At 64.3% G+C, this 24,628-nt stretch carries 25 protein-coding genes; 15 read left to right on the forward strand and 10 right to left on the reverse strand.

Translation table 11 applies throughout. The annotated features are described in order from the left end of the window. The 3 genes from urtC to urtA all read right to left on the reverse strand — a co-directional run bounded on the left by urtC (position 1) and on the right by urtA (position 4,178). Positions 1-1,167 (reverse strand): urea ABC transporter permease subunit UrtC, encoded by a 1,167-nt coding sequence (urtC, locus tag CIT40_RS29570; RefSeq protein WP_094892821.1) that lies wholly within the window; start codon positions 1,165-1,167, stop codon positions 1-3. Continuing rightward, positions 1,164-2,771, reverse strand: a complete 1,608-nt coding sequence (gene urtB / locus CIT40_RS29575; RefSeq protein WP_094892822.1) for an urea ABC transporter permease subunit UrtB — start codon at positions 2,769-2,771, stop codon at positions 1,164-1,166. The genes urtC and urtB overlap by 4 nt, the downstream gene beginning before the upstream one ends. An 84-nt stretch (positions 2,772-2,855) precedes the next feature. Beyond that, the gene (urtA, locus tag CIT40_RS29580; protein ID WP_094892823.1) at positions 2,856-4,178 is read right to left on the reverse strand and encodes an urea ABC transporter substrate-binding protein; all 1,323 of its coding nucleotides are present in this window, start codon (positions 4,176-4,178) and stop codon (positions 2,856-2,858) included. Between the two features lie 480 nt (positions 4,179-4,658). On the opposite strand from urtA, the gene CIT40_RS29585 reads away from it, so the two are divergent. The 3 genes from CIT40_RS29585 to CIT40_RS29595 all read left to right on the forward strand — a co-directional run bounded on the left by CIT40_RS29585 (position 4,659) and on the right by CIT40_RS29595 (position 7,046). Continuing rightward, a complete protein-coding gene (locus CIT40_RS29585; RefSeq protein ID WP_094892824.1) occupies positions 4,659-6,257 on the forward strand; it encodes a DEAD/DEAH box helicase in 1,599 nt (532 codons plus the stop codon). A 23-nt stretch (positions 6,258-6,280) separates the two neighbouring features. Further along, positions 6,281-6,568: a translation initiation factor IF-1 gene (infA, locus tag CIT40_RS29590; RefSeq protein WP_007599789.1), complete on the forward strand. Its 288-nt coding sequence runs from the start codon at positions 6,281-6,283 to the stop codon at positions 6,566-6,568. A 265-nt stretch (positions 6,569-6,833) separates the two neighbouring features. After that, positions 6,834-7,046 (forward strand): cold-shock protein, encoded by a 213-nt coding sequence (locus tag CIT40_RS29595; protein ID WP_028142093.1) that lies wholly within the window; start codon positions 6,834-6,836, stop codon positions 7,044-7,046. Positions 7,047-7,146: 100 nt separating this feature from the next. On the opposite strand, the gene CIT40_RS29600 is transcribed toward CIT40_RS29595, so the two are convergent. From CIT40_RS29600 to CIT40_RS29615, 4 genes are all read right to left on the reverse strand, one after another. After that, positions 7,147-7,773, reverse strand: a complete 627-nt coding sequence (locus CIT40_RS29600; RefSeq protein WP_244611871.1) for a TadE/TadG family type IV pilus assembly protein — start codon at positions 7,771-7,773, stop codon at positions 7,147-7,149. Positions 7,774-7,796: 23 nt separating this feature from the next. Further along, positions 7,797-8,378: a TadE/TadG family type IV pilus assembly protein gene (locus tag CIT40_RS29605; RefSeq protein WP_094892826.1), complete on the reverse strand. Its 582-nt coding sequence runs from the start codon at positions 8,376-8,378 to the stop codon at positions 7,797-7,799. A gap of 225 nt (positions 8,379-8,603) precedes the next feature. Further along, positions 8,604-9,104 (reverse strand): pilus assembly protein N-terminal domain-containing protein, encoded by a 501-nt coding sequence (locus CIT40_RS29610; RefSeq protein WP_094892827.1) that lies wholly within the window; start codon positions 9,102-9,104, stop codon positions 8,604-8,606. A 151-nt stretch (positions 9,105-9,255) separates the two neighbouring features. Then, positions 9,256-10,083, reverse strand: coding sequence for a sterol desaturase family protein (locus CIT40_RS29615; RefSeq protein WP_094892828.1), 828 nt, complete (start codon positions 10,081-10,083; stop codon positions 9,256-9,258). Between the two features lie 269 nt (positions 10,084-10,352). Between CIT40_RS29615 and CIT40_RS29620 the strand changes: the two genes are divergently transcribed. From CIT40_RS29620 to CIT40_RS29665, 10 genes are all read left to right on the forward strand, one after another. Continuing rightward, entirely contained in the window at positions 10,353-10,517 is a 165-nt protein-coding gene (locus tag CIT40_RS29620) for a Flp family type IVb pilin (protein ID WP_094892934.1), read from the forward strand. Positions 10,518-10,593: 76 nt separating this feature from the next. Further along, positions 10,594-10,734 (forward strand): hypothetical protein, encoded by a 141-nt coding sequence (locus CIT40_RS29625; RefSeq protein ID WP_162307306.1) that lies wholly within the window; start codon positions 10,594-10,596, stop codon positions 10,732-10,734. 123 nt (positions 10,735-10,857) lie between these two features. Then, positions 10,858-11,382: an A24 family peptidase gene (locus tag CIT40_RS29630; protein ID WP_094892829.1), complete on the forward strand. Its 525-nt coding sequence runs from the start codon at positions 10,858-10,860 to the stop codon at positions 11,380-11,382. Between the two features lie 127 nt (positions 11,383-11,509). After that, complete coding sequence (gene cpaB / locus CIT40_RS29635; RefSeq protein WP_162307735.1) at positions 11,510-12,307, forward strand: Flp pilus assembly protein CpaB; 798 nt, start codon at positions 11,510-11,512, stop codon at positions 12,305-12,307. 11 nt (positions 12,308-12,318) lie between these two features. Beyond that, positions 12,319-13,794, forward strand: coding sequence for a type II and III secretion system protein family protein (locus CIT40_RS29640; protein WP_162307736.1), 1,476 nt, complete (start codon positions 12,319-12,321; stop codon positions 13,792-13,794). A 20-nt stretch (positions 13,795-13,814) separates the two neighbouring features. Then, positions 13,815-14,549, forward strand: a complete 735-nt coding sequence (locus CIT40_RS29645) for a CpaD family pilus assembly protein (RefSeq protein ID WP_094892832.1) — start codon at positions 13,815-13,817, stop codon at positions 14,547-14,549. Beyond that, positions 14,546-15,814 carry a CpaE/TadZ family protein gene (locus CIT40_RS29650; RefSeq protein WP_094892833.1) on the forward strand — a complete coding sequence of 423 codons (1,269 nt, stop codon included), beginning with the start codon at positions 14,546-14,548 and terminating at the stop codon, positions 15,812-15,814. The genes CIT40_RS29645 and CIT40_RS29650 overlap by 4 nt, the downstream gene beginning before the upstream one ends. A 20-nt stretch (positions 15,815-15,834) precedes the next feature. Further along, the gene (locus CIT40_RS29655; RefSeq protein ID WP_094892834.1) at positions 15,835-17,304 is read left to right on the forward strand and encodes a TadA family conjugal transfer-associated ATPase; all 1,470 of its coding nucleotides are present in this window, start codon (positions 15,835-15,837) and stop codon (positions 17,302-17,304) included. Between the two features lie 10 nt (positions 17,305-17,314). Further along, the gene (locus tag CIT40_RS29660) at positions 17,315-18,292 is read left to right on the forward strand and encodes a type II secretion system F family protein (protein WP_094892935.1); all 978 of its coding nucleotides are present in this window, start codon (positions 17,315-17,317) and stop codon (positions 18,290-18,292) included. A gap of 9 nt (positions 18,293-18,301) precedes the next feature. After that, complete coding sequence (locus CIT40_RS29665; protein WP_094892835.1) at positions 18,302-19,276, forward strand: type II secretion system F family protein; 975 nt, start codon at positions 18,302-18,304, stop codon at positions 19,274-19,276. Positions 19,277-19,351: 75 nt separating this feature from the next. On the opposite strand, the gene CIT40_RS29670 is transcribed toward CIT40_RS29665, so the two are convergent. Continuing rightward, positions 19,352-20,167, reverse strand: coding sequence for a tetratricopeptide repeat protein (locus CIT40_RS29670; protein WP_094892836.1), 816 nt, complete (start codon positions 20,165-20,167; stop codon positions 19,352-19,354). Between the two features lie 191 nt (positions 20,168-20,358). Next, complete coding sequence (locus CIT40_RS29675; protein WP_094892837.1) at positions 20,359-20,562, reverse strand: hypothetical protein; 204 nt, start codon at positions 20,560-20,562, stop codon at positions 20,359-20,361. Between the two features lie 201 nt (positions 20,563-20,763). On the opposite strand from CIT40_RS29675, the gene CIT40_RS29680 reads away from it, so the two are divergent. Both CIT40_RS29680 and CIT40_RS29685 read left to right on the forward strand, forming a co-directional pair. Then, entirely contained in the window at positions 20,764-22,137 is a 1,374-nt protein-coding gene (locus CIT40_RS29680; protein WP_094892838.1) for a leucyl aminopeptidase family protein, read from the forward strand. Next, positions 22,130-22,984, forward strand: coding sequence for a C40 family peptidase (locus CIT40_RS29685; RefSeq protein ID WP_094892839.1), 855 nt, complete (start codon positions 22,130-22,132; stop codon positions 22,982-22,984). The genes CIT40_RS29680 and CIT40_RS29685 overlap by 8 nt, the downstream gene beginning before the upstream one ends. A gap of 6 nt (positions 22,985-22,990) precedes the next feature. Here the strand turns inward: CIT40_RS29685 and CIT40_RS29690 are convergent, their stop codons facing one another. Continuing rightward, positions 22,991-24,628 (reverse strand): ABC transporter ATP-binding protein, encoded by a 1,638-nt coding sequence (locus tag CIT40_RS29690; protein WP_162307737.1) that lies wholly within the window; start codon positions 24,626-24,628, stop codon positions 22,991-22,993.

The raw sequence follows: 24,628 nt of genomic DNA on the forward strand, positions 1-24,628 counted from the left end.
CTACTCCGCCATCTTGGGTTCGACGACGCCGTCTTCGGCCGCGGCACTCGCCATCGTCGCGGCGCGCTTCTCCTTGGAGGAGTCCCACCATGCATTGAAGGTGCCGATGATGCCCTTCGGCAGCAGCAGCGTCACCAGGATGAACATAGCGCCCAGCATGAACAGCCAGTACGGCGCCAGCACGCCAGAGGTGAAGAACGTCTTGGCGTAGTTGACGACGACGGCGCCGAGCGCGGCACCGACCAGCGTGCCGCGGCCACCGACGGCGACCCAGATCACCGCCTCGATCGAATTGCCGGGCGCGAATTCGGAGGGATTGATGATGCCGACCTGCGGCACGTAAAGCGCGCCGGCGACCCCGGCCATGCAGGCCGACACCGTGAACACGAACAGCTTGTAGGATTCGACGCGGTAGCCGAGGAAGCGCGTGCGCGATTCCGCATCGCGCACCGCGATCAGCACCTTGCCGAGCTTGGAGGAGACGATCGCACGGCAGACCAGGAAGCCCGCGATCAGCGCCAGGCAGCTCAGCGCGAACAGCGCCGCGCGAGTGCCTTCCGCCTGGACGTTGAAGCCGAGGATGTCCTTGAAATCGGTCAGGCCGTTATTGCCGCCGAAGCCGAAATCGTTGCGGAAGAAGGCGAGCAGCAGCGCATAGGTCATCGCCTGCGTGATGATCGACAGATACACGCCGGTGACGCGGGAGCGGAAGGCGAGCCAGCCGAAGCAGAAGGCGAGCAGGCCGGGCACGATCAGCACCATCAGCGCCGCGAACCAGAACATGTCGAAGCCGTACCAGGTCCAGGGCAGCTTCGAGTAATTCAGGAACACCATGAAGTCGGGCAGAACAGGATTGCCGTAGACGCCGCGGGAGCCGATCTGCCGCATCAGGTACATGCCCATCGCATAGCCGCCGAGCGCGAAGAAGGCGCCGTGGCCGAGCGAGAGAATGCCGCAATAGCCCCAGATCAAATCGATCGAAAGCGCGAGGATCGCGTAACAGACATATTTGCCCCAGAGCGCGACGAGATAGGTCGGCACCTGCAGGAACGAGCCCGCGGGCAGCAACAAATTGGAGAGCGGGATCAGGATGCCGCAGGCCGCGACGACGGCAAGGAAGATCGTCGCACTGCGGTCCAGCGATCGCGTCAGCATGTGAGGGGTCATGCTTCCACCGCGCGGCCCTTGAGCGCGAACAGGCCGCGCGGGCGTTTTTGAATGAACAGGATGATGAGAACCAGGATCGCGATCTTGCCGAGCACGGCGCCGGCCACAGGCTCCAGGAACTTGTTGGCGATGCCGAGCGTGAAGGCGCCGACCAGCGTGCCCCAGAGATTGCCGACGCCGCCGAACACCACGACCATGAAGCTGTCGATGATGTAGCTCTGGCCGAGGTTCGGGCTGACATTGTCGATCTGCGACAGCGCCACGCCGGCGATGCCGGCAATGCCCGAGCCGAGCCCGAAGGTGAGCGCGTCGACCCGCGAGGTCGCAATGCCCATGGAGGCCGCCATGCGCCGGTTCTGCGTCACCGCACGCATCTCCAGGCCGAGCGCCGTGTAACGCAGCATCGCCAGCAGGATCGCGAACACGGCCAGCGTGAACACGAGGATCCAGAGCCGGTTATAAGTGATGGTGATCTGGCCGAGCTCGAAGGCGCCGCTCATCCAGGAGGGATTGCCGACCTCGCGATTGGTCGGACCGAACATGGTGCGCACCGCCTGCTGCAGCACCAGCGACAGGCCCCAAGTCGCGAGCAGCGTCTCCAGCGGACGGCCGTAGAGGAAGCGGATGATGCTGCGCTCGATCAGCACGCCGATCGCGCCGGCGACCACAAAGGCCAATGGCACCGCGATCAGCAGCGAGTAGTCGAACAGGCCGGGATAGCGGGTGCGGATCACCTCCTGCACCACGAAGGTGGTGTAGGCCCCCAACATCACCATCTCGCCATGGGCCATGTTGATCACGCCCATCACGCCGAAGGTGATGGCGAGCCCGATCGCAGCGAGCAGCAGCACCGAGCCGAGCGAGAGCCCGTACCAGGCATTCTGCACCATGGACCAGATCGCGAGCGAGTTCTGGATGGAGCCGATCGCGCTCGCGGCGGCTTTGGTCACCGATGCCGGCTGGTCGCCCATGCCTGTGAGCAGCGCGAGTGCCTCCTGATCGCCGCGCCCCTTGAGGGTGGCCACCGCCTCCAGCTTCTCGACCTCGGTAGCGTCCGGCTTGAACAGCAGGATCGCCGCACGGGCGTCGCCGAGCGCCGCCTTGACGGATTTGTTGGTTTCCTTTGCAAGCGCACCATCGACCGCCTCGAGCGCCGTCTCCTCGTGCGACTTGAAGACGGACTGCGCCGCCTGGAGCCGCGTCCCGACGTCCGGCGACTGCAGCGTCAGGCTGCCGAGCGCGGCGTCGACGCTGCGGCGCAGGCGGTTGTTGAGGCGAACCGCGCTGGCGCTGTCGGGAACGCTGGCCACTGCCTGGCCGGTCGCGGCGTCGATCGACTTGCCGTCGGCACCGGTGACGTAAACCTTCTTGCTGTCGAGGTCGACCATCAGGCGGCCGTCCTGAAGCGCACTGATGATGGGGAAAGCCAGCGGATTGCCGCTGCTTGCGACCACTCCGATCGCCTCGTCCGTGTCGGAATAATCGTCGTTGGCGAATTTCGCGACCGCGTCCTCGAACGGACCGGCGAGGGCCGGCAGCGCGAACGCGATCAGGAACAACGAGAGAGCAAACGAGCAGAGACGCGCGGACAAATGGGTTGGCACTGTGAATGACCCCGGCAGAAATGAGTGGAGAAGGCGGCGGGATCGCCGCCTTCTCCGGTCGCGCAATGGCGTGTCAGATCCGGATCAGGAGCCCGAACCGAGGCACTTGTTGGTCTTGGTGTTGAAGTTGCCGCACTTCTTGCCGACCCAGTCGCCGATCAGGTCCTTGGAGCCGTCGAGCTCCTTCGACCAGGCGTCGCCCGCGACGAGACCCGGGGTCTTCCAGACCACGTCGAACTGGCCGTTCGCCTTGATCTCGCCGATGAACACCGGCTTGGTGATGTGGTGGTTCGGAAGCATCTTGGAGGTGCCGCCGGTCAGGTTCTTGGCCTCGATGCCCGGGAGAGCGTCGATCACCTTGTCCGGATCGGTCGACTTCACCTTCTCGACCGCCTTGACCCACATGTCGAAGCCGATCACGTGCGCTTCCATCGGATCGTTGGTCACGCGCTTCGGATTCTTGGTGTAGGCCTGCCACGCCTTGATGAACTTCTCGTTCTCCGGCGACTTGATCGACTGGAAGTAATTCCAGGCGGCGAGATGGCCAAGCAGCGGCTTGGTGTCGATGCCGGCGAGCTCTTCCTCACCCACCGAGAACGCGACCACCGGGATGTCCTTGGCCTTGATGCCCTGGTTGCCGAGCTCCTTATAGAAGGGGACGTTGGCGTCGCCGTTGATGGTCGAGACCACCGCAGTCTTCTTGCCGGCCGAGCCGAACTTCTTGATGTCGGCCACGATCGTCTGCCAGTCGGAATGACCGAACGGCGTGTAGTTGATCATGATGTCTCCCTGGGCGACACCCTTCGACTTCAGATAGGCTTCCAGGATCTTGTTGGTGGTGCGTGGATAGACGTAGTCGGTGCCCGCGAGCACCCAGCGCTTCACCTTCTCGTCCTTCATCAAATAGTCGACGGCCGGGATTGCCTGCTGGTTCGGCGCCGCACCCGTGTAGAACACGTTGCGCTCGCTCTCCTCACCCTCGTACTGCACGGGGTAGAACAGGATGTTGTTCAGCTCCTTGAAGACGGGCAACACCGACTTGCGCGACACCGACGTCCAGCAGCCGAATACGACCGAGACCTTGTCCTTGGTGATCAGCTCGCGCGCCTTTTCGGCGAACAGCGGCCAGTTCGACGCGGGGTCGACGACGACGGCTTCGAGCTTCTTGCCGAGAACGCCGCCCTTCTTGTTCTGCTCGTCGATCAGGAAAAGGATGGTGTCCTTCAGCGTGGTTTCGCTGATGGCCATGGTGCCGGAAAGGGAGTGCAGCACGCCGACCTTGATGGTGTCGTCCGCGGCCTTGGCGCCGGTCAATGAAGCCAGACCGAGCACCAGGCCGGCGGTCGCGGCGAGCACGCCACGGCGGCTAAATGACGCCGCTATATCGTGAGTAGATTTGCTAAACATGAGTGTCTCATCTCCCTGACGCAGACGTGAAAAACGCTGCGAAACGGCCCCACGGCCGCCTGCGATTAACGGAATCGCAAGAACCGTGCCATGGCTTGGGCACCTGCCAACTCATTGGTCAGATTAGATAATTCTATTGCAATCCAAGTTTGGCCACAGTCCGATTGCTTATAATTTGGGCGATAAAAATGTATGCTTATGCGGCAGTCAGTTCTTTTTTTGAGCAGCCGCCTGCCTGTGGCTAAAATTCCGGCATAACTATTTTTGCACTGCAATAACCATTTCAGGCCGCTCCGCCTTGAAAGCGCCCCTTCAATGTTCCATATGACGCGCAGAGACCTCTTGCGAATCAAGTGGTCGTCGCGAGCCGCGTGTTCTTAAGCCCTTACGGGCCTCTGGCTTGCCCCATATCTCCCAAGCCATCCGACACCCCAAACACGCAGGTGTCTTCTCGACACCCTTTTGCGTGCGCCGCGCTGAATGCGCCGGGCGCCCGCTTTTGACATGGAAAGAACCCCTCTTTTGACTTCGTTTCAGGACTTCGGCCTCGCCGAACCGATCGCGCGCGCTCTTCAAGAAGAGAATTACGTCACCCCCACCCCCATCCAGACCCAGACCATTCCCACGGCGCTGACCGGCCGCGACGTCGTCGGTATCGCCCAGACCGGAACCGGCAAGACCGCGTCCTTCGCGCTGCCGATTCTGCACCGCCTGCTCGAGCACCGCATCAAGCCGCAGCCCAAGACCACGCGCGTCCTGGTGCTGTCGCCGACCCGCGAACTGTCCGGCCAGATCCTCGACAGCTTCAATGCCTATGGCCGCCACATCCGCCTGTCCTCGACGCTCGCCATCGGCGGCGTTCCGATGGGCCGTCAGGTCCGCTCGCTGATGCAGGGCGTCGAAGTGCTGGTCGCCACCCCCGGCCGCCTGCTCGACCTCGTGCAGAGCAACGGGTTGAAACTGTCGAGCGTCGAATTCCTCGTGCTCGACGAGGCCGACCGCATGCTCGACATGGGCTTCATCAACGACATCCGCAAAATCGTCGCCAAGCTGCCGATCAAGCGGCAGACGCTGTTCTTCTCGGCCACCATGCCGAAGGACATCGCCGAGCTGGCGAACGCGATGCTGCGGGATCCGGCCCGCGTCGCCGTGACCCCGGTGTCCTCGACCGTCGAGCGCATCAACCAGCGCATTATCCAGGTCGATTTCTCCGCCAAGCCCGCCTTCCTGACCAAGCTTCTGAAAGACGAGCCGGTCAACCGCGCCCTGGTCTTCACCCGCACCAAGCACGGCGCGGACAAGGTGGTGAAATCGCTCGAGAAGGCCGGCATCCCCGCCAGCGCCATCCACGGCAACAAGTCGCAGAACCATCGCGAACGGACCCTGGCCCAGTTCCGCTCGGGAGAGATCCGCACCCTGGTCGCCACCGACATCGCCGCCCGCGGCATCGACGTCGACGGCATCAGCCACGTCATCAATTTCGACCTGCCCAACGTGCCGGAAACCTACGTCCACCGCATCGGCCGCACCGCGCGCGCCGGCGCCGACGGCACCGCGATCTCGCTGGTCGCAGGCGGCGAGGAGCTCAGCTATCTCCGCGACATCGAACGGCTGATCAAGGTGGCACTGCCGCGCGAAGATCTCCGCACCGACGCCGGCCGCCGCGATGCGGGCGCTCCCGCGCCGCAGCAACGGCAGGGCCGCGGAGGCCGCCCGGGCCAGCGTCCGCAAGGCGCAAGGCATGGCGAGGGGCGCCACGGTGACGGACGTCGTAGCGAGGAACGACATTCCGACGGACGCCACCATACCGCCGGCAAGCAGGGCGATGGACGCCCCGGTGAAAGCCGACATGGCGGCGAAGCGCGACATGCTGACGGGCGGCCCGGCAATGGCCCGAACGCCTCGAAGGGGTCTCGTCGTCCGCGCTCTGGCGGGAAGGCGCATTCTCCCCAAAACGGCCGCCCGGAACAGCGTTCCGTGCATAGCGCCGGGGCGGCTGATGGGATACAAGGCGTGGCCTTTTTGCGCCGTGAGAGTCGGCCGAACGGCCAACCGAACCGCAAACCCCATTCGCACTAGCCGTCCACGACCTGGAGAAATTCATGGCTAAGGAAGAGCTGATCCAGTTCGAAGGACTGGTCACCGAAATCCTCCCCGACGCACGCTACCGCGTGCAGCTCGATGCCGGACACGAGATCGTCGCCTATACCGCCGGCAAGATGAAGAAGAACCGCATCAAGACGCTGGCGGGCGACCGCGTGACGGTGGAGATGTCGCCCTATGACCTCGAAAAGGGCCGGCTGATTTTCCGCCATAAGGACGAGCGTCCCAGCGGTATGGGTGGACCGCCCCGCCCGGGCCAGCGCGGTGGCCAGTTCCGCCGGCGCTAGGCGCCTGCCGGCGCCCTTGGAAGTAAAATTCCGGCCTAAATGTCGATCCGCCGCGGACTTCGCGGCGGATCAAAAAATCGTGCACGTCCGGATTGTTTTGGGACGCCAATTCCGATAAAATGAATTCATCGATTTTCGGCCGGACGACATTAGCATCCACCGGTACAGCCGGTTCAGACACGCTGACGACCCTTCCAAAAATTCGATCTAACTGGCCTGCGCAAGCGGGCTCCAACATTGTGTTATCTGAGAAGGGACTATCCCCGTGAGCATGGGAACCGTGAAGTGGTTTAACGCGACCAAAGGCTTCGGCTTCATTCAGCCCGACGATGGCGGCCAGGACGTGTTCGTCCACATCAGCGCTGTGGAGCGTGCGGGCCTCGGCACGCTGCGTGAAGGCCAGAAGCTCTCCTACGAGATCGTGGCCGACCGCCGTTCCGGCAAGTCGGCAGCGGACAACCTCCGCTCCGAAGGCTGAGCCGCCGGGCGCGTGGCCCGATCGGCTCGCGCGAGCCAAGAAAGCAAAAAGGCCGTGCGCGACGCACGGCCTTTTTCATTTTAGCGCCAGCGCGCGGGTGTCAGCACGTCGTTTTGTTGTTGTTGTCCGGATAGGGATAGGGAACGCAGGTGACCTGTCGCGGTCGGGTGTAGGACACATCACCCAGTGTGATCTGCGACTTCAACACATAGCCTACCGAAGGCGTGTAGGTGTAGTTCGTCTCGCTGAGAATGAGATAGGTCGACGCTATCAGCAGCGAAGCGGGAATTATGCTGGTGACGTTGTCGCCGGGCTTGCGGGTCGAGGTCGCCAGCGTCGCTTGCGTCGCGCCGGTCGCAATGGTGCCGGACCTGCTCCATTGAATGGTGGCGACCTTGTTGGCATCGATCTGGATCTGGGAGACCGTACCCTTCACCAGGGTAGCGTCATAGGGCTGGATGACGGAGATACTTGCCGTGAACGTATCCTTCATGTCGGCATCGGCGAGCGTCGTCGACTGCGAGATCAGATCGGACAAAGTCCGCGCGATCAGCGTGACCTTGCGATCGATCGCCACTGCCGACGAGAATTCGACGGTGCCGAAGAACATCACCAGCATTAGCGGAACGATGACCGCGAACTCGGTCGCCGCGAGTGCGCGCTTGTCGGCGCCGAAGCCGCGCACCGAACGACATGCATTTCGCCAGATATTCGCAATCGCCTGCATCGGTCCGCCCGGATCCATCTGTCTCAGAAGGGTTCGTTCTTGAAGGCCGCGGTCGCCACCATCAGCCTTTTGTTGCTGCACCCGATATTGTAACCGAGACCGGTGACGATAAGCGGCCACTGATAGAACAGCCGCACCACGACCACCTGGCCCGAGGTGCCGGCACTGTATTGCATGCCGGTCGGGTTGAAACTGCAGGAATCGCCGTAATTGGTCAGGTTCAACGACCCGAAGGAGCCGGTGCTCACGACGTCGACGAACAGCTTGTTGCAATCAAATAGCGCCGGGATCTGCGTGCAGACATAGGCCTTGAAAGTCGTCTGGTCGCACGCCGCGACGACGCCGGGCGTCGTCTGGCAGGCCGCCACCGAACCGCCCTGCGCTTGCGCCTGGCCGGTCAGGATCACGCGCGCGGAATTTTGCGTGATGGTTTCGAGCACCTGGTTCGCGAAGAACATGAGCGCCGTTTCGATGATGGCGAACAGCAGCGCGAAGAACATCGGGGCGACCAGGGCGAACTCGACGGCTGCGGAACCGCGGCGGTTGCCGCGAAACCGGCCCAGCGCTTTCCGGAGCGTGAACCTCGTGGGTGCAGGCAATGGCATCACGTCAAATTCCCCAGCAACGGGCGATCAACTGTTCCGTTCAATAGCGGAAACTGATTGTTGAAGTGTTTCAGGTGATCCGCAGGCGGCGGACCGCGCTGTTAGGAATGCGTTAACCAGCCGCGCCCGCAAGCCCACGGAAAGCGCGGCGCGCAGAGACCTCTGCCTCATATCCGCAAGCGGCGTAAGGCGATCCTGCCCGCGCAAACCCGCCGATTGATCCTGCTAGTTGGACTTGGCCGGACCGGCGCCGCCACCACCGCTGGCGCTGGCGCTCAGCGAGCCGGCCTGGTTCATCGTGTTGTTGAAGTAGGTGTCGCTGTCGCCGAGCGTCACGCGACGCTGGCAAAGCGGCATGCAGCTGTAGGACTCGCGCTCGATCCCGCGATAGACGGTGACGAGCCGGTCGCTCGGACCTTCGACCTGGATCTGGCGATCGACCAGAATCTCGCCGGCCCGGTCGAGCGCGATGAAATTGGTGGCTCCATAGCCCTTGCCGGTCACGACGATCATGCCCCCGGGCTGGAGCGTGACGTCGGCGATGAGGGGATTGCCGACCACCAGGGTCGCCACCTTACCGGGGAGCCGCACCAGCTTGGCCTGGTCGACATTGACGGCGATGGTGTCGGCGGTCGGGTCGGCAAGGCCGGCAGCCGGCGATGCCAGCACCGCGGCTGCGACCAGAAGACAGACGCGCGCACGACGGCGCAGCAATTCTTTACGCATACTCTTACCCCCGGGACGTCACAAACCGGCAGAAGCGAACAGATAACAGCGGAGCCGGTGCCCGACCCCGCTAACCTGCCCTTAATTCGTGAACGTTCCGCAAACTCGCGGACTATTGTTTGAACAGACTGGCGTTTTACCGCCATCGAAGCTAGCGGCGGAACGGATAGGCGAACTGACCCGCGATCTCCTTCGGCATGGTCGCTTCGTCCTTGCCGTAGTCCTGCGGCAGTTCACCCTCGGGCATGCGGAAGGTGCCGAACAGGACATCCCAGATCGGGAACGTGCCGGCAAAATTGGTGTCGCCGCCCTCCTCGAGCGAGGTGTGGTGCCAGCGGTGGAACACCGGCGTCGCCAGCAAATATTTGAACGGCCCGAAGCTCCAGTTCAGGTTGGCGTGCACGAAGGCCGAATGGAAGGTCGTGAACGGGGCGAGCCAGACCATCGCGTTCGGCGAAATGCCGGCCATCAGCAGCACGACGTCGACGCCGATCGAGCCGAGCACGAGATTGACGGGATGGAAGCGGGCCGCCGAAATCCAGCTTATCTCCTCCGAGGAGTGATGGATCGCGTGGTACTTCCAGAACCCGCCGCCGTGGAACAGCCGGTGCAGCCAGTACAGCATGAAGTCGGACAAGACCAGGAACAGCGCGGCCTGGACCCAGAGCGGCATCAACGACAGCGGGCCGTGGCCATTGTCGTAGAAGGCGATGAGTTCGTCGGCGTCGTGGATGTTGAAGACGAGGCTGGCGCCGACGATCAGAAGTCCGATCCGCATGGTGCGGGCGAACACCGGAACGAAGAACCAGTAGCAGATGTCGGTGACGATCTCGCGCTTGCGCCACCACGGCGCGCCGGCATTGCAGGCCCAGAGATGTTCGAGCACGGTGAAGACCGCCGCGAGCGCGAAGGTGATGGGGATCACCTTGACGATGGTCTCGCCGAGCATCAGGGCGACTTGCATGGGCAGGCTCGACATCGTCGCCTCTCTTGCGAATTCCAGCTCTGTTACGCCTACGCCGCGAAATTTAAGGGAGCGTGAAGCCGGCGCCGCGCCGACGGCAGATCCGGAACCGGAACGAATGACAGCGGGTGCCTTAAGACGAAATTCACTCTGGGTTAAAGCATCGCGCCGCAAGCGGGTTTGCTCGATCGAATTAACTCTACCGAAAGAGCTCGGCTCTCATGGTCATCACGTCAAAGACGGCGCCGATCGAGGCGATCCCCACCCCAGTTGGAGTAATGTTCATGAAGAACTTGGTTGTGCGTTTCGCGAAGGATGAATCCGGCGCCACCGCCATCGAATACGGCCTGATCGCGGCCGGCATCGCGCTGGCCATCATCACCGTCGTCAACAATCTCGGCACCACGCTGAACACCAAGTTCACCGCGATCTCGACCGGCCTCAAGTAAAGCCGGACGAACGACGGCAAAAGCCCCGGGGTCTCCGGGGCCTTTGTTTTTCCGAAGACGGCGAGTTCCAGTGGCGTTGCGTAAGTACAGAACCGATGCCGCGATCGCGGCAAACGCGACAGCGGCGTCACAGGCCGGCTCGCCGGTCTATTGGGTCTGCGTTGCACTGCTGCTTGCGACGGCCGCGCTCGCCGCGCGTATTGCCAGCCTGTGGTGACGACGCGTTTTGCGGCTTCAGGCCCGCGCGGGCCTTGCTGCCGTTGTCGGTTTGTTTAGCACTGCCGGCTAGCATCGCCCGACGCCAGTTCCCGCGGCAATTCCCGGCCTCAAGACGCAGCCCATGATCCTCGACCTCGCGCGCCTTCTGCTCTTCCCGGCCCTGATGGCGTTCGCCGCCGCGAGCGATCTCTTCACGATGACGATCTCGAACCGCGTGTCGCTGGCGCTGGTCGCAGGCTTCTTCGCACTCGCCTTCGCCGGTGGCATGGCACCTTACGAGATGCTCAGTCATGTCGGTGCCGGCGCGCTTCTCCTGGTCATCGCCTTCACCTGCTTTGCGATGGGCTGGGTCGGCGGCGGCGACGCCAAGGTCGCGGCCTCGGTCGCGCTCTGGTTCGGTTTCGCACCGCTGATGAACTTCCTGCTCTACGCCTCGCTGTTCGGGGGTGCGCTGACGCTGCTCCTGCTCCAGTTCCGGCAATGGCCGCTGCCCTACGGGCTGGCGGGCCAGGCTTGGCTCGCTCGGCTGCACGCCAAGGAGAGCGGCATCCCCTACGGCATCGCGCTCGCGCTGAGTGCGCTGATGATCTACCCGGAGACCGAATGGGTGAAGGCGATTGATCTCGCTCACCTCGCGCTGCGCTGAACGCACTGGGTAAACCCGGCGTTAAGGCGATTTAGATACGCCTCATTAACCATGCTTTGACGAATAGCTGGTCAACTGCCGATTACGGCGGCGGTAGCGTCGCGGCGTTTTGTGGAAAGTGAAGCGTATGAATAGGGCACGCATTGTCGTCCTGACGGTCGCCATCTGCGCCGGCGGTGTCGCCGCGTACCTGGCGAGCGGCTCGGACAATTCTGCGCCGCCTCCGGCCCCGGTCGCGCAGCTTCCGACCGTCGACGTCCTCGTGGCCAAGAACGACATCGGCCTCGGCCAGACCGTGAAGCCGGAAGATCTGCAATGGCAGACCTGGCCGGCCGCGACCGCCAGCGCCGCCTTCATCCGCCGCAACGAGCGTCCCGAAGGCGTGACCCAGGTGACCGGTTCGATCGCGCGCGCCCCCTTCATTCAGGGTGAGCCCATCCGCGACCAAAAGCTGGTCAAGGCCGAGGGCTCCGGATTCATGGCGGCCATCCTGCCCAGCGGCATGCGGGCCATCTCCACCGAAATCTCGCCGGAGACCGGCGCAGGCGGCTTCATCCTGCCCAATGACCGCGTCGACGTCCTGCTCACGCGCCGTCTCAAGAACCCGGACCAGGCCTCCGGGGCCCCGGACGTCGTCACGTCCGAGATCATCCTGGTCAATGTGCGCGTGCTCGCCATCGATCAGGCTCCGAAGGAGAAGGACGGCCAGAACGCCGTGGTCGGCAAGACCGTGACCCTGGAACTCACTTCCGCACAGACCCAGGCGCTTTCCTCGGCCCGTCAGGCCGGAACGCTGTCGCTGGCGCTGCGCAGCATTGCCGACGTCAAGATGAGCGAGATCACCCTCGACGAATCCGCACAGAAGCGCGACGGCATCTCGATCATTCGCTACGGCGTCCCAAGCTCGACGGCGAAGGCACGATGAGGACAGGCGACATGAAATGCAGGGCAGAACAGGCGACGATGCGAACCTCCATGGTCCGCGCCCTGTCGTTCTCGGCCGCCTTCGCACTGGCATTCAATCCGGTGCTGACCCCCGTGGTCGCCGCCGACTATCGCCCGGCCGCGCCGGTCGCCGCCGACGGACAGATGAACGCCCGCTTCCTCTCGCTCGGCATCGGCAAGTCGATCGTGATCGACCTTCCGCGCGACATCAAGGACGTGCTGGTCGCTGACCCCAAGATCGCCAATGCGGTGGTCCGCTCGGCGCAGCGCGCCTACATCATCGGCGCCGCGATCGGCCAGACCAACATCGTGTTCTTCGATTCCGCAGGCCAGCAGATCGCGGCCTATGACATCGCAGTCAAGCGCGACCTCAACGGCGTGCGGGCGGCGCTGAAGCAGGTCCTGCCCAATTCGGACATCCAGATCGACGGGCTCGGCGACGGCATCGTCCTGACCGGCACGGCGGCGAACCCGATGGAAGCGCAGCAGGCCAACGAGCTCGCCGCGCGACTGGCCGGCGGCGTCGACAAGGTGGTGAACTCGATCGTGGTGCGCGGCCGGGACCAGGTCATGCTCAAGGTGACGGTGGCGGAAGTCCAGCGCACCATCGTCAAGCAACTGGGCATCGACCTGAGCGCCAGCCTCAACTACGGCACGTCCGTGGTGAGCTTCACGAACTCCAATCCGTTCACCGCGCTCGGCCACAATCTCGTGGACGGCAACAATTTGACGACCAAGTTCGGCGGCGCGACGTCGGTGCAGGCCACCCTGCGCGCGATGGAAACCGCTGGCGTGATCCGCACGCTGGCCGAACCGAACCTGACCGCGATCTCCGGTGAATCGGCGACGTTCATCGCCGGCGGCGAATTCCCGGTGCCGGCGGGGTATGCGTGCGACCCCACCACGCATGTCTGTACCACCCAGATCAGCTTCAAGAAGTTCGGCATCTCGCTCAACTTCACTCCCGTGGTGCTGAGCGAAGGCAAGATCAGCCTGCGCGTCATGACCGAAGTCTCCGAGCTGTCGAACGAAAATGCGATCACGCTGTCGCAGGCCGTGACCTCGACATCGGTGAACTCGCTGACGGTGCCCTCGATCAGGACCCGCCGCGCCGAGACCTCGCTGGAAATTCCCTCCGGCGGCGCGATGGCAATGGCCGGCCTGATCCAGCAGCAGACCAAGCAGGCGATCAGCGGATTGCCGGGACTGATGCAGCTCCCGATCCTCGGTACGCTGTTCCGCAGCCGCGACTTCGTCAACAACGCGACCGAGCTGGTCGTGATCGTGACGCCCTATGTCGTTCGCGCAGTGGCGCCAAAGGACCTGTCGCGGCCGGATGACGGCTTCGCCCCGCCTGCGGATCCACAGGCCCAACTGCTCGGCAACATCAACCGCATCTACGGCGTGCCCGGCCGAACCGAACCGGCCAAGAGCTACCGCGGCACCTACGGCTTCATCACCGAGTGAGGCGGAACGGGGACTTCAAGATGATCACAAGACCACCCCAGCTTCGCAAACGCACCATCCGCCTTGGTGGTGCGCTCGTCGGCATGGCGCTCGCGCTCGGCGGCTGCCAGCATGACCAGGCCGTCACGGCCTCCATTCCCGACGACTACAAGCAGCGCCATCCGATCGCGATCGAGGAGCAGAATCGCTCGATCGTCGTCTTCGTCGGCCATGCTCGCGGTGGTTTGACCGCGGCCCAGCGCGCCGACGTGATGGGTGTCGCATCAGCATGGTTGCAGGAAGGCACGGGGGCCATCCGTATCGACATGCCGTCCGGCACGCCCAATGCTCGTCCGGTCGCGGACACGATGCGTGAAATCCAGGCGATGCTCGCGGGAGCGGGCGTTCCGCCGCGCGGCGTCAACGTTCGCCCCTACCAGCCGGAAGACAAGCGCTTCCTGCCGCCGATCCGGCTCACCTATTCCAAGATCGGCGCGGTCGCTGGTCCCTGCGGCCTTTGGCCGGACGACATCGGCCCTTCGATGAAGAACAAGAGCTGGTTCGAGAACAAGGACTATTACAATTACGGCTGCGCCTATCAGCGCAACCTCGCGGCGATGGTCGACAATCCGTCGGACCTCGAGCAGCCGCGTCCTGAAACTCCCTCCTACACGCCGCGGCGCATCACCTCTCTCGAGAAATATCGCAAGGGTCTCACGTCGGCGACCACTTATCCCGAGGCCGACAAGGCCAAACTCAGCGATACCGGCAAATGATCAACTACGCCCGCCAGACACACGAAGAGCAGCCGGACGCAGCTCCTCCGCCGGTCGAGGAGCATATTGCGCCCGCGCCGCGCGTCTCGGTCCAGGCCTTCTGCGAGACCGTGGAGACTGCTGCCGCGGTCCAGGCGGCCGGCGAAGACCGCCGTCTCGGCAAGGCCCACCTGAAGATCCAGATGGGCGGCATGGCCGCGGCAAGCGAGGCCTACCGCTCGGCCCCGACGCCGAACGTCATCGTGCTCGAAAGCGACGGACGCAACGACCTGCTCGGCGGGCTCGACCAGCTCGCCACCGTCTGCGACGCCGGCACCCGCGTGGTCGTGATCGGCCGCATCAACGACGTCACACTCTACCGCGAGCTGGTGCGCCGCGGTGTCAGCGACTACGTGCTCGCGCCGGTCGGCGCGATCGACGTCGTGCGCTCGATCTGCAACCTGTTCTCCGCGCCGGAAGCCAAGGCGGTCGGCCGCATCATCGCCGTGGTCGGCGCCAAGGGCGGCGTCGGAGCTTCCACCATCTCCCATAACGTCGCCTGGGCGATCGCGCGCGACCTCGCAATGGACGCCGTCGTCGCCGATCTCGACCTCGCCTTCGGCACCGCCGGGCTCGACTACAACCAGGACCCGCCGCAGGGCATTGCCGACGCCGTGTTCTCGCCGGATCGGGTCGACACTGCCTTCATCGACCGCCTGCTGTCGAAATGCACCGACCATCTCAGCCTGCTGGCGGCGCCGGCGACGCTCGACCGGGTCTATGATTTCGGCACCGACGCCTTCGACGCCGTATTCGACACCTTGCGCTCCACCATGCCCTGCATCGTGCTCGACATTCCGCACCAATGGTCGGGCTGGACCAAGCGCGCCCTGATCGGGGCCGACGACATCCTGATCGTGGCCGCGCCCGACCTCGCCAATTTGCGCAATACCAAGAACCTGTTCGATTTGTTGAAGGCCGCGCGCCCCAACGACCGGCCGCCGCTCTACTGCCTGAACCAGGTCGGAGTGCCGAAACGGCCCGAAATCGCCGCCGCGGAGTTCGCCAAGGCGATCGAAAGCCAGCCAATCGTCTCGATCCCGTTCGAGCCGCAGATTTTCGGCTCGGCTGCCAACAACGGCCAAATGATCGCGGAGATCTCGGCCAACCACAAATCGATCGAGATGTTCCTTCAGATCGCCCAGCGCCTGACCGGCCGCAGCGAGACCAAGAAGCAAAAGTCGTCCCTGCTTTCACCCCTGATTGACAAGTTGCGGGGAAAATAAGCCCCGCATGGAGTTGTTAAGTGTTCGGTAAGCGTAGCGGAACAGACACCGACCTTCGGGCGCCCAAGCCCGGCGCCGTGTCGCCCGAGCCTGCCCAGGCTCCGGCGCCGACGGTGTCGCGCGCCCCGGCTCCGCCGGCGGTCGCCTCGCCCCCGCTCGCGCCTGCCAAGGCGCCGCCGCCTCCGGCCATGGAGAACCGGCGCTCGGACAATTATTACGAGGTCAAGGCGACCATCTTCGGCGCGCTGATCGAGGCGATCGACCTCGCCCAGCTCGCCAAGCTGGACTCCGAGTCCGCGCGCGAGGAAATCCGCGACATCGTCAACGAGATCATCGCGATCAAGAACATCGTGATGTCGATCGCCGAGCAGGAAGAGCTGCTCGACGACATCTGCAACGACGTTCTGGGTTACGGTCCACTCGAGCCGCTGCTGTCGCGCGACGACATCGCCGACATCATGGTCAACGGCGCCAACACCGTCTTCATCGAAGTCAACGGCAAGATCCAGAAGACCGGCATCCGCTTCCGCGACAACCAGCAGCTCCTCAACATCTGCCAGCGCATCGTCAGCCAGGTCGGTCGGCGCGTCGACGAATCCTCGCCGATCTGCGACGCGCGTCTCGCCGACGGCTCCCGCGTCAACGCCATCGTGCCGCCGCTGTCGATCGACGGCCCCACGCTCACCATCCGCAAATTCAAGAAGGACAAGCTGACGCTCGATCAGCTGGTCAAGTTCGGCGCGATCTCGCCGGAAGGCGCCGAAATTCTTCAGATCATCGGCCGCGTCCGCTGCAACGTGCTGATCTCAGGCGGTACCGGCTCCGGCAAGACCACTCTGCTCAACTGCCTGACCAACTATATCGAGCATGACGAGCGCGTCATCACCTGCGAAGACGCCGCCGAGCTCCAGCTCCAGCAGCCTCACGTGGTGCGGCTGGAAACCCGACCGCCCAACATCGAGGGCGAGGGCCAGGTCACCATGCGCGAGCTGGTACGCAACTGCCTGCGTATGCGGCCCGAACGCATCATCGTCGGCGAAGTCCGCGGACCCGAGGCGTTCGACCTGCTCCAGGCCATGAACACCGGCCATGACGGCTCGATGGGCACACTGCACGCCAACAACCCGCGCGAAGCCCTGTCGCGCTGCGAATCCATGATCACGATGGGTGGCTTCTCGCTTCCCTCACGCACCATCCGCGAGATGATCTGCGCTTCCATCGACGTCATCGTCCAGGCGGCGCGCCTGCGCGACGGCTCGCGCCGCATCACCCACATCACCGAGGTGATGGGCATGGAAGGCGACACCATCATCACCCAGGACATCTTCCTCTACGACATGGTCGGCGAGGACGCCAACGGCAAGATCATCGGCCGCCACCGCTCGACCGGCATCGGACGTCCGAAGTTCTGGGAACGCGCGCGCTATTATGGCGACGAGAAGCGCCTTGCCGCTGCACTGGACGCGGCGGAAGTCGCGCCGAAGACGTGAGCAGGTCAGCATGAACATGCAGGTCCTCGCCCTCGCATTCCTTGCCACCGCAGCGGTCGGCGGCATCGCCTGGGTCTTCCTCTATCCGCTGCTGTCCGGAGAACGAAAGGCCGAAAGCCGCCGCGCCTCGATCTCGCGCGCCGAGGCGCCCACGGTCCGCCAGGCCGAGAAGACCCAGCGCTCGCGCCGCGAGCAGGTCGAGACCTCGCTGAAGGATCTCGAGGCGCGACGCCTGCAGGAGAAGAGCACTCCGCTCCCCGTCCGCCTGTCGCAGGCAGGGCTCGATTGGACGCCGCAGAAATTCTGGATCGTCTCCGCCGTCGTGGCGGGCGCATTCTTCGCGGCCGCTCTGTTCGCCGGCGGCGGCCTGATCGGTGCCGTCGGCCTCGCCTTTGCCGGCGGCTTCGGCCTGCCGCGCTGGGCGCTCGGCTTCCTGAAGAAGCGTCGCGAGGCCAAATTCCTGGCGGCGCTGCCCGACGCGGTCGACGTGATCGTCCGCGGCATCAAGGCGGGCCTGCCCCTGTTCGAATCGATCAAGGTCGTCGCGGCCGACGCGCCCGAGCCGCTGCGCAGCGAGTTTCTGGCGATCATCGAGACCCAGGCGATCGGCATGCCGCTCGGTGAGGCCTGCACGCGGCTCTATGATCGCATGCCGCTGCCGGAGGCGAACTTCTTCGGCATCGTCATCTCGATCCAGCAGAAATCCGGCGGCAACCTCTCCGAAGCGCTCGGCAACCTTTCCAAGGTGCTGCGCGACCGCAAGAAGATGAGGGAGAAGATCCAGGCGATGTCGATGGAAGCCAAGGCCTCGGCCGGCATCATCGGCTCTCTGCCGCCGATCGTGATGTTCCTCGTCTATCTCACGACGCCACATTACATCTCGGTGCTGTGGACCCATCCCACCGGTCAGCTCATGCTGGTCGGTTGCGTCGTCTGGATGGCGGTCGGCATCATGGTGATGAAGAAGATGATCAATTTCGATTTCTGACGGTGCAGTATGGTCCAGTTTCTCGTTGCGAAACTACATGACATCCACTTCATGACCATGATGCTGGCGGCGATTGCCGCCAGCGCCACCGTCTATACGCTGGTGATGCCCCTGTTCGCCGGCGAGGGCCTCTCCAAGCGCATGAAGGCGGTGGCGAGCGAGCGGGAACGCATCCGGCAGCGCGAGCGTGAGCGCCTTCACAAGAACGAAAAGGTCACGCTGCGCCAGACGCCGAAGCAGATCGTCTCCAAGGTCGTCGACGACTTCAACCTCACCAAATGGCTCGCGCAGGAAGCCGCGCGCGACAAGCTGATCATGGCGGGTTACCGCGGTCACGCGCCCTACATCACCTTCCTGTTTGCCCGCATGGTCGCGCCGATGGTGCTCTTCATCGGCTCGGTCGTCTACGTCTTCGTGATCGCGCATATGGAGCAGGCCATGCCGATCAAGATCGGCATCTGCGTCGGCGCCGCCTATCTCGGCCTCCAGGCGCCGATGCTGTTCCTGAGGAACGCGATCTCCAAGCGCCAGCTCTCGATCAAGCGCGCCTTTCCCGACGCGCTCGACCTGCTCCTGATCTGCATCGAATCCGGCATGTCGGTCGAGATGGCGTTCCGGAAAGTCGCCACCGAGATCGTGGGACAGTCGATCGCGCTGTCGGAGGAGTTCACGCTGACGACAGCCGAATTATCCTATCTGCAGGATCGCAAGGTCGCCTATGAGAATTTGGCACGACGCACCGGGCTCGAAGGCGTCAAGTCTGTGTGCCTCGCGCTTCAGCAGGCGGAGCGTTACGGCACCCCGCTTGGACATTCGTTGCGCGTCATGGCGCAGGAAAATCGCGACATGCGAATGAACGAAGCCGAAAAGAAAGCCGCCGCCCTGCCGCCGAAGCTGACGGTGCCGATGATCCTGTTCTTCCTGCCCGTGCTGTTCGTCGTCATTCTCGGGCCGACCGGCATCAAGATCTCCGAGATGCAATGACGCAAGACGCGGGTTGCGCTTGCGGCTCGCGGATGGCTTTCAGGATGAGACGATAGAAGAGACGATCAGCCCGGATCAGTCCGGCTGGCTGAGCGAGGCGACCGGCGTCCGATTCGACGCGCCGCGGGGAGCGTCGCTGCGGCTGAGCATCTCCTTGAGATAGGCGACGTTGGCCGCGGCCTGATCCGGTGGCAGATCTGCTTTCACGATGGTCTCGGCTTCGGCGAAGCGGCCCTGCAGACCGACGACTAGGCCGAGATTCTGCCGCACCCGGATGCCGGCACGCGGCGAAGCGTAGGCCTGCCGCAGCGCCTCTTCGGCCTTCGGAAGGTCTTTCGACAACATGTAGGACAGGCCGAGATTGGAGAGCACGCCGGGATCACCCGGTGCGATCTTGAGCGCGCTCGCGTAGTAGGAACGCGCTTCCTCATGACGGCCCATCTGGTCCAGCGCGGTGCCCTGAACCGAGAGCAGGCGCCAGTCAGGATTGTCGGGCGAGTGCGCTTTCGACAGCACGTCGTAGGCCTGCTGGAAATTGCCGTTGTCGGCGAGGGCGCGGCCGTATTGGGCGAGCAGCGCCCTGTTGCCGGGATTGGCGATGGTCGCCTGCTCGAGCACGGCGGCGGCCTGGGCGCGCTGACCGTTTGCGCGCAACGCCTGACCGTAGGCGAGCGCGGCATCGGCGTCCTTGGGATTGGCGCGGTAGCGCTCGCCATAGACCTCGACGGCGCGCACCGGATCGGTGGGAGCAGCCTCTGCCCGTGGTCCGCCGATCCCGCCCGTCACGTCGGAGAGTTTCGACATGCCCGTGCAGCCGCCGAGGCCCATGGCCACCACCGCGACCAGCGAGGTGGACGCAACAAGCCGGGCAAGACTGAATCGTAAACGCATGACGCTGTGACTCTCGAGCCGATTGATCGAGCCGAACGCGCCAGCAATAGACCGTTAACCCTAACAGCCGGTTAACACCGCTCCTGGGCCACGCCTCTCACGGCGGCGTCTGCGGCGGTGCCCCACCGCCGAGGCCGAGATCGAGGCCGCGCCCCTCATCTGTTCGCTCGGATGCCTTGGCAATTGCCGCCTCAATATTCGATGGCAAGCCGCTTGCGGATTTCGTCGACGCGCTTGTCGAGCGCATCGAACCGCGCATGGACAGAGCGGTCGTGGAGATAGAAAACGTAGCCGCCGGCAAGGAGCGCGAAGATCCAATGGTGATGCTCGACATAGCCGAAGATCGCCTCGACGGCATCGCCGATGAACGTGACCACGCTCCACACGAATTCCATTGCATGTCCTCCCGGCGCGCTTTGTCGTCGGCCGCCTGATGTCCAGCTCTGGCGACCGTTGCCGGAACCTTATCATGGCCCCCTTGCCACGAGTAGCGGCTCGCTGAACGGTGACCGCAAAGCCGATTGCAGCGGCGGCGAAACTCTGCGAAGTCTCATCCTTTCGCATCACCCGTTTGATCTGACGATCCGGACCCGCCAATGCCATCTGTCTTCGAGACGTCTTCCACTGCCATTCCGATCAGCTTCGTCACCAAATCGAGCTGGGACCAGGTCGCCGAGACGCTTCCGGCGCCGCAACGCGCGTTCGCCACGGCATGCGCCTTTGCCGCCAAGCCTGGCGCCTATCTGGCGCTGCCTGCGCCCGACGGCGCAATCGCGCAGGTGTTGTTCGGCCTCGAGGACGAGGGGGCAAGATCGCGCGACCTGTTTCGGCCCGGCGCCCTGCCTGGCCTGCTGCCGCCCGGCATCTATCGCTTTGCCAATGCTCCCCACGATGTACGGCTCGCGGCGCTCGCTTTTGCAATGGGGCGCTACCGCTTCGCGCGCTACCGCAAGGCTGACAGACCCGACGTCCGGCTGGTGCCGCCTGAAGGCGTCGATGCGGTCGAGATCGAGCGGATCGCTGATGCCGCGATGCTCGCGCGCGACCTCATCAACACGCCCTCCAACGACATGGGACCGGAAGAGCTCGCCGCCGTCGCGCAAGCGCTCGCCACGGAGTTCGGTGCAAGCTTCGCCTGCACCATTGGCGCGGAACTGGAGAAGAACTTCCCGCTGGTCCACGCCGTCGGCATGGCCTCGAACCGTGCGCCGCGGCTGATCGACATCGGCTGGGGCGAACCCGATCATCCCAAGGTGACGCTGGTCGGCAAGGGCGTCTGCTTCGACACCGGCGGGCTCGACCTGAAGCCGTCGAGCGGCATGCTGATCATGAAGAAGGACATGGGCGGCGCCGCCAACGTACTGGCGCTGGCGCGCATGGTGATGGATGCGAAGCTGAAGGTGCGGCTGCGCGTGCTGATCCCGGCGGTGGAGAACGCGGTGGCCGGCAACGCCTTCCGCCCGCTCGATATCTTCACCTCGCGCAAGGGCATCACGGTGGAAATCGGCAATACGGATGCGGAGGGCCGGCTGGTGCTCGCCGACGCGCTGGCGCTGGCCGATGAGGAGAAGCCCGATCTGCTGATCGATCTGGGCACGCTGACCGGCGCAGCGCGCGTCGCGCTGGGACCGGATCTGCCGCCCTTTTACACCAATGACGAGACGCTTGCCGCCGACGTCGCGCGCTGCGCCGTGAGGGAGAACGATCCGTTGTGGCGCATGCCGTTGTGGCCGCCTTACGATTCCTGGCTGGACTCCAAGACCGCCAGCATCACCAACGCACCGTCAGGTGGCTTCGCCGGCTCGATCATTTGCGCGCTGTTTCTGCAACGCTTCGTCGAGCAGGCGAAGAGCTGGCTGCATGTCGACATTTACGGCTGGACGCCGTCGGCAAAGCCCGCACGCCCCGAAGGCGGCGAGTGCCAGGCCGCGCGCGCCATCTACGCCTTGCTGAGCGAGCGCTATGCATGATCCAAAATACGATTTGAGGATAACCCCGGCGCGGGGCGACCTCGCCGCGAAATATCTCGAAGGCAAGGTCGAGGCGGATCGCTTCGTCGCCGGCGAGGAATTCGAGGTGATCGACCCGGTCGCGCCGGTGCGGGAGCGACCTTCGTCGGGCGCGATGCTGATGACGGAGGCGCTGCGCGGTGAACGCGTCACGGTCTACGATCGCAATGGCGAGGGCTGGGCGTGGGGCCAGCTCAATGGTGACGGCTATGTCGGCTGGCTGCCGGATGCAGCGCTCATGAAACCCTCGGCGGCGCCGACCCATTTGGTCAGCGCACTGCGGACGTTTGTCTTCCCCGGTCCCTCGATCAAACTGCCGCCGGCAGAGACGCTCGTAATGGGATCAAAGCTCGCCGTGGCACGCGAGGACGGCAGCTTCGCTGTGACGCGCGACGGACAATATCTGCCGAAGACGCATCTCGCCCCGCTCGATCATCGCGAGCCCGATTTCGTCGCGGTCGCGGAACGCTTCGTCGGCACGCCCTATCTCTGGGGCGGCAAGAGCAGTTTTGGCATCGATTGCTCCGGCCTCGTCCAGGTCTCGCTGACAGCGGCGGGGATCGGCTGTCCGCGCGACAGCGACATGCAACTGGCCGGTCTCGGCCGCGCACTGGAGCCGCATGAGCGAGGCGGTCTGCTGCGCGGCGATCTGATCTTCTGGAAGGGCCACGTCGCCATCGTCCGCGATCGGACCACCATGGTTCACGCCAACGCGCATCACATGGCGACAGCGATCGAACCGATCGAGCCCGCCATCGCGCGGATCAGGCAGGCCGGCAGCGAGGTCGTTGCAATCAAGCGGTTATGACGCGGCTTACGTCCCGACCGATCCGTTGCCGGCCGTCTCCAGCCGGAACGCGGCCGCGAACAGCGCGCGCGTGTAATCGGTCTTCGGATTCTTGAACAGCTCGGCGGCCTGGCCCTCCTCGACCACCTTGCCGCCGCGCATCACGATCAGGTGGCTCGCAAGCGAGGCCACCACGCGCAGGTCGTGGGAGATGAACATGTAGGTGAGATCCCGCTTGCGCTGGAGCTCGCGCAGCAGGTCGACCATCTGGGCCTGGAACAGCATGTCGAGCGCGCTGGTGGGCTCGTCCAGCACGACGAAATCCGGCTCCAGCACCACCGCCCGCGCGATGCTGATGCGCTGGCGCTGGCCCCCGGAGAATTCATGGGGATAGCGGTAGCGGGTATCCGGCTTCAGCCCGACGTCTTCCAGCGCCTTGACGACGCGCTCCTCGCGTTCTTCCCGCGTCAGCTTCGGCTGATGCACCGAGAGACCTTCCGCGATGATGTCGGCGACCGACATGCGCGGTGAGAGCGAGCCAAACGGATCCTGGAACACGATCTGCATGTCGCGCCGGAACGGCCGCATCTCCTTGAAGCGCAGGCCCTGGATGTCTTTCCCCAGGAACACGATGCGTCCGTTCGATGAGATCAGCCGCAGCAGAGCCAGCCCCAGCGTGGTCTTGCCCGAGCCGGATTCGCCGACCACGCCGAGCGTCTCGCCCTTGCGCACCGCGATGCTGACGCCGTCGACCGCCTTGATGTGGCCGACCGTCTTGCGCATCAGGCCGCGCTTGATTGGAAACCACACCTTCAGGTCATCGGCCGACATCACCACCGGTGCATCCGGCTGCGGCGGCGCCGGATCGGGCTTCGGCTCCGCCGCGAGCAGGTCGCGCGTATAGGGATGCTTCGGCGTCTTGAAGACCTGCTCGACCGGCCCCTGCTCGACGATCACGCCGCCCTTCATGACGCAGACGGTGTCGGCGATGCGGCGGACGATGCCGAGGTCGTGGGTGATGAAGAGCAGGCTCATGCCGAGCCGCGAACGGATCTCGGCGAGCAGCGCCAGGATCTGCGCCTGCACGGTGACGTCGAGTGCCGTGGTCGGCTCGTCCGCGATCAACAGATCCGGCTCGTTGGCGAGCGCCATGGCGATCATCACGCGCTGGCGCTGGCCGCCGGACAGCTGATGCGGATAGCTCTTCAACCGGGTCTCCGGCTCGGGAATACCGACCTGCGTCAGAAGCTCCAGCGTTCGCTTGCGCGCCTCTGCATTGCTGGTCGGATTGTGCAGCTGGATGATCTCGCCGATCTGCGCCTCGATCGTGTGCAGCGGATTGAGCGAGGTCATGGGCTCCTGGAAGATGATGGAGATATCGCTGCCGCGAATCCCCCGCATCTCTTGCTCGGAGCGGTTGATCAGCTCCTGCCCCTTGAAGTGAATGCTGCCCGAGGGATGCGAGGCGTTCGGATAGGGCAGCAGCTTGAGGATCGAGAGCGCGCTGACGGACTTGCCGGAGCCGGATTCGCCGACCAGCGCCAGGCATTCGCCGCGCTTGATCTGGAACGAGACCTTGTCGACCGCGAGCGTGGTGGCGCCGCCCTGGTGGAAGGCCACCGAAAGGTCGCGAACGGCGAGCAGGGGCTGATTGATCGCGTCCAT

Origin of the sequence: Bradyrhizobium amphicarpaeae (assembly GCF_002266435.3) — a bacterium.
Taxonomy (GTDB): Bacteria; Pseudomonadota; Alphaproteobacteria; order Rhizobiales; family Xanthobacteraceae; genus Bradyrhizobium; species Bradyrhizobium amphicarpaeae.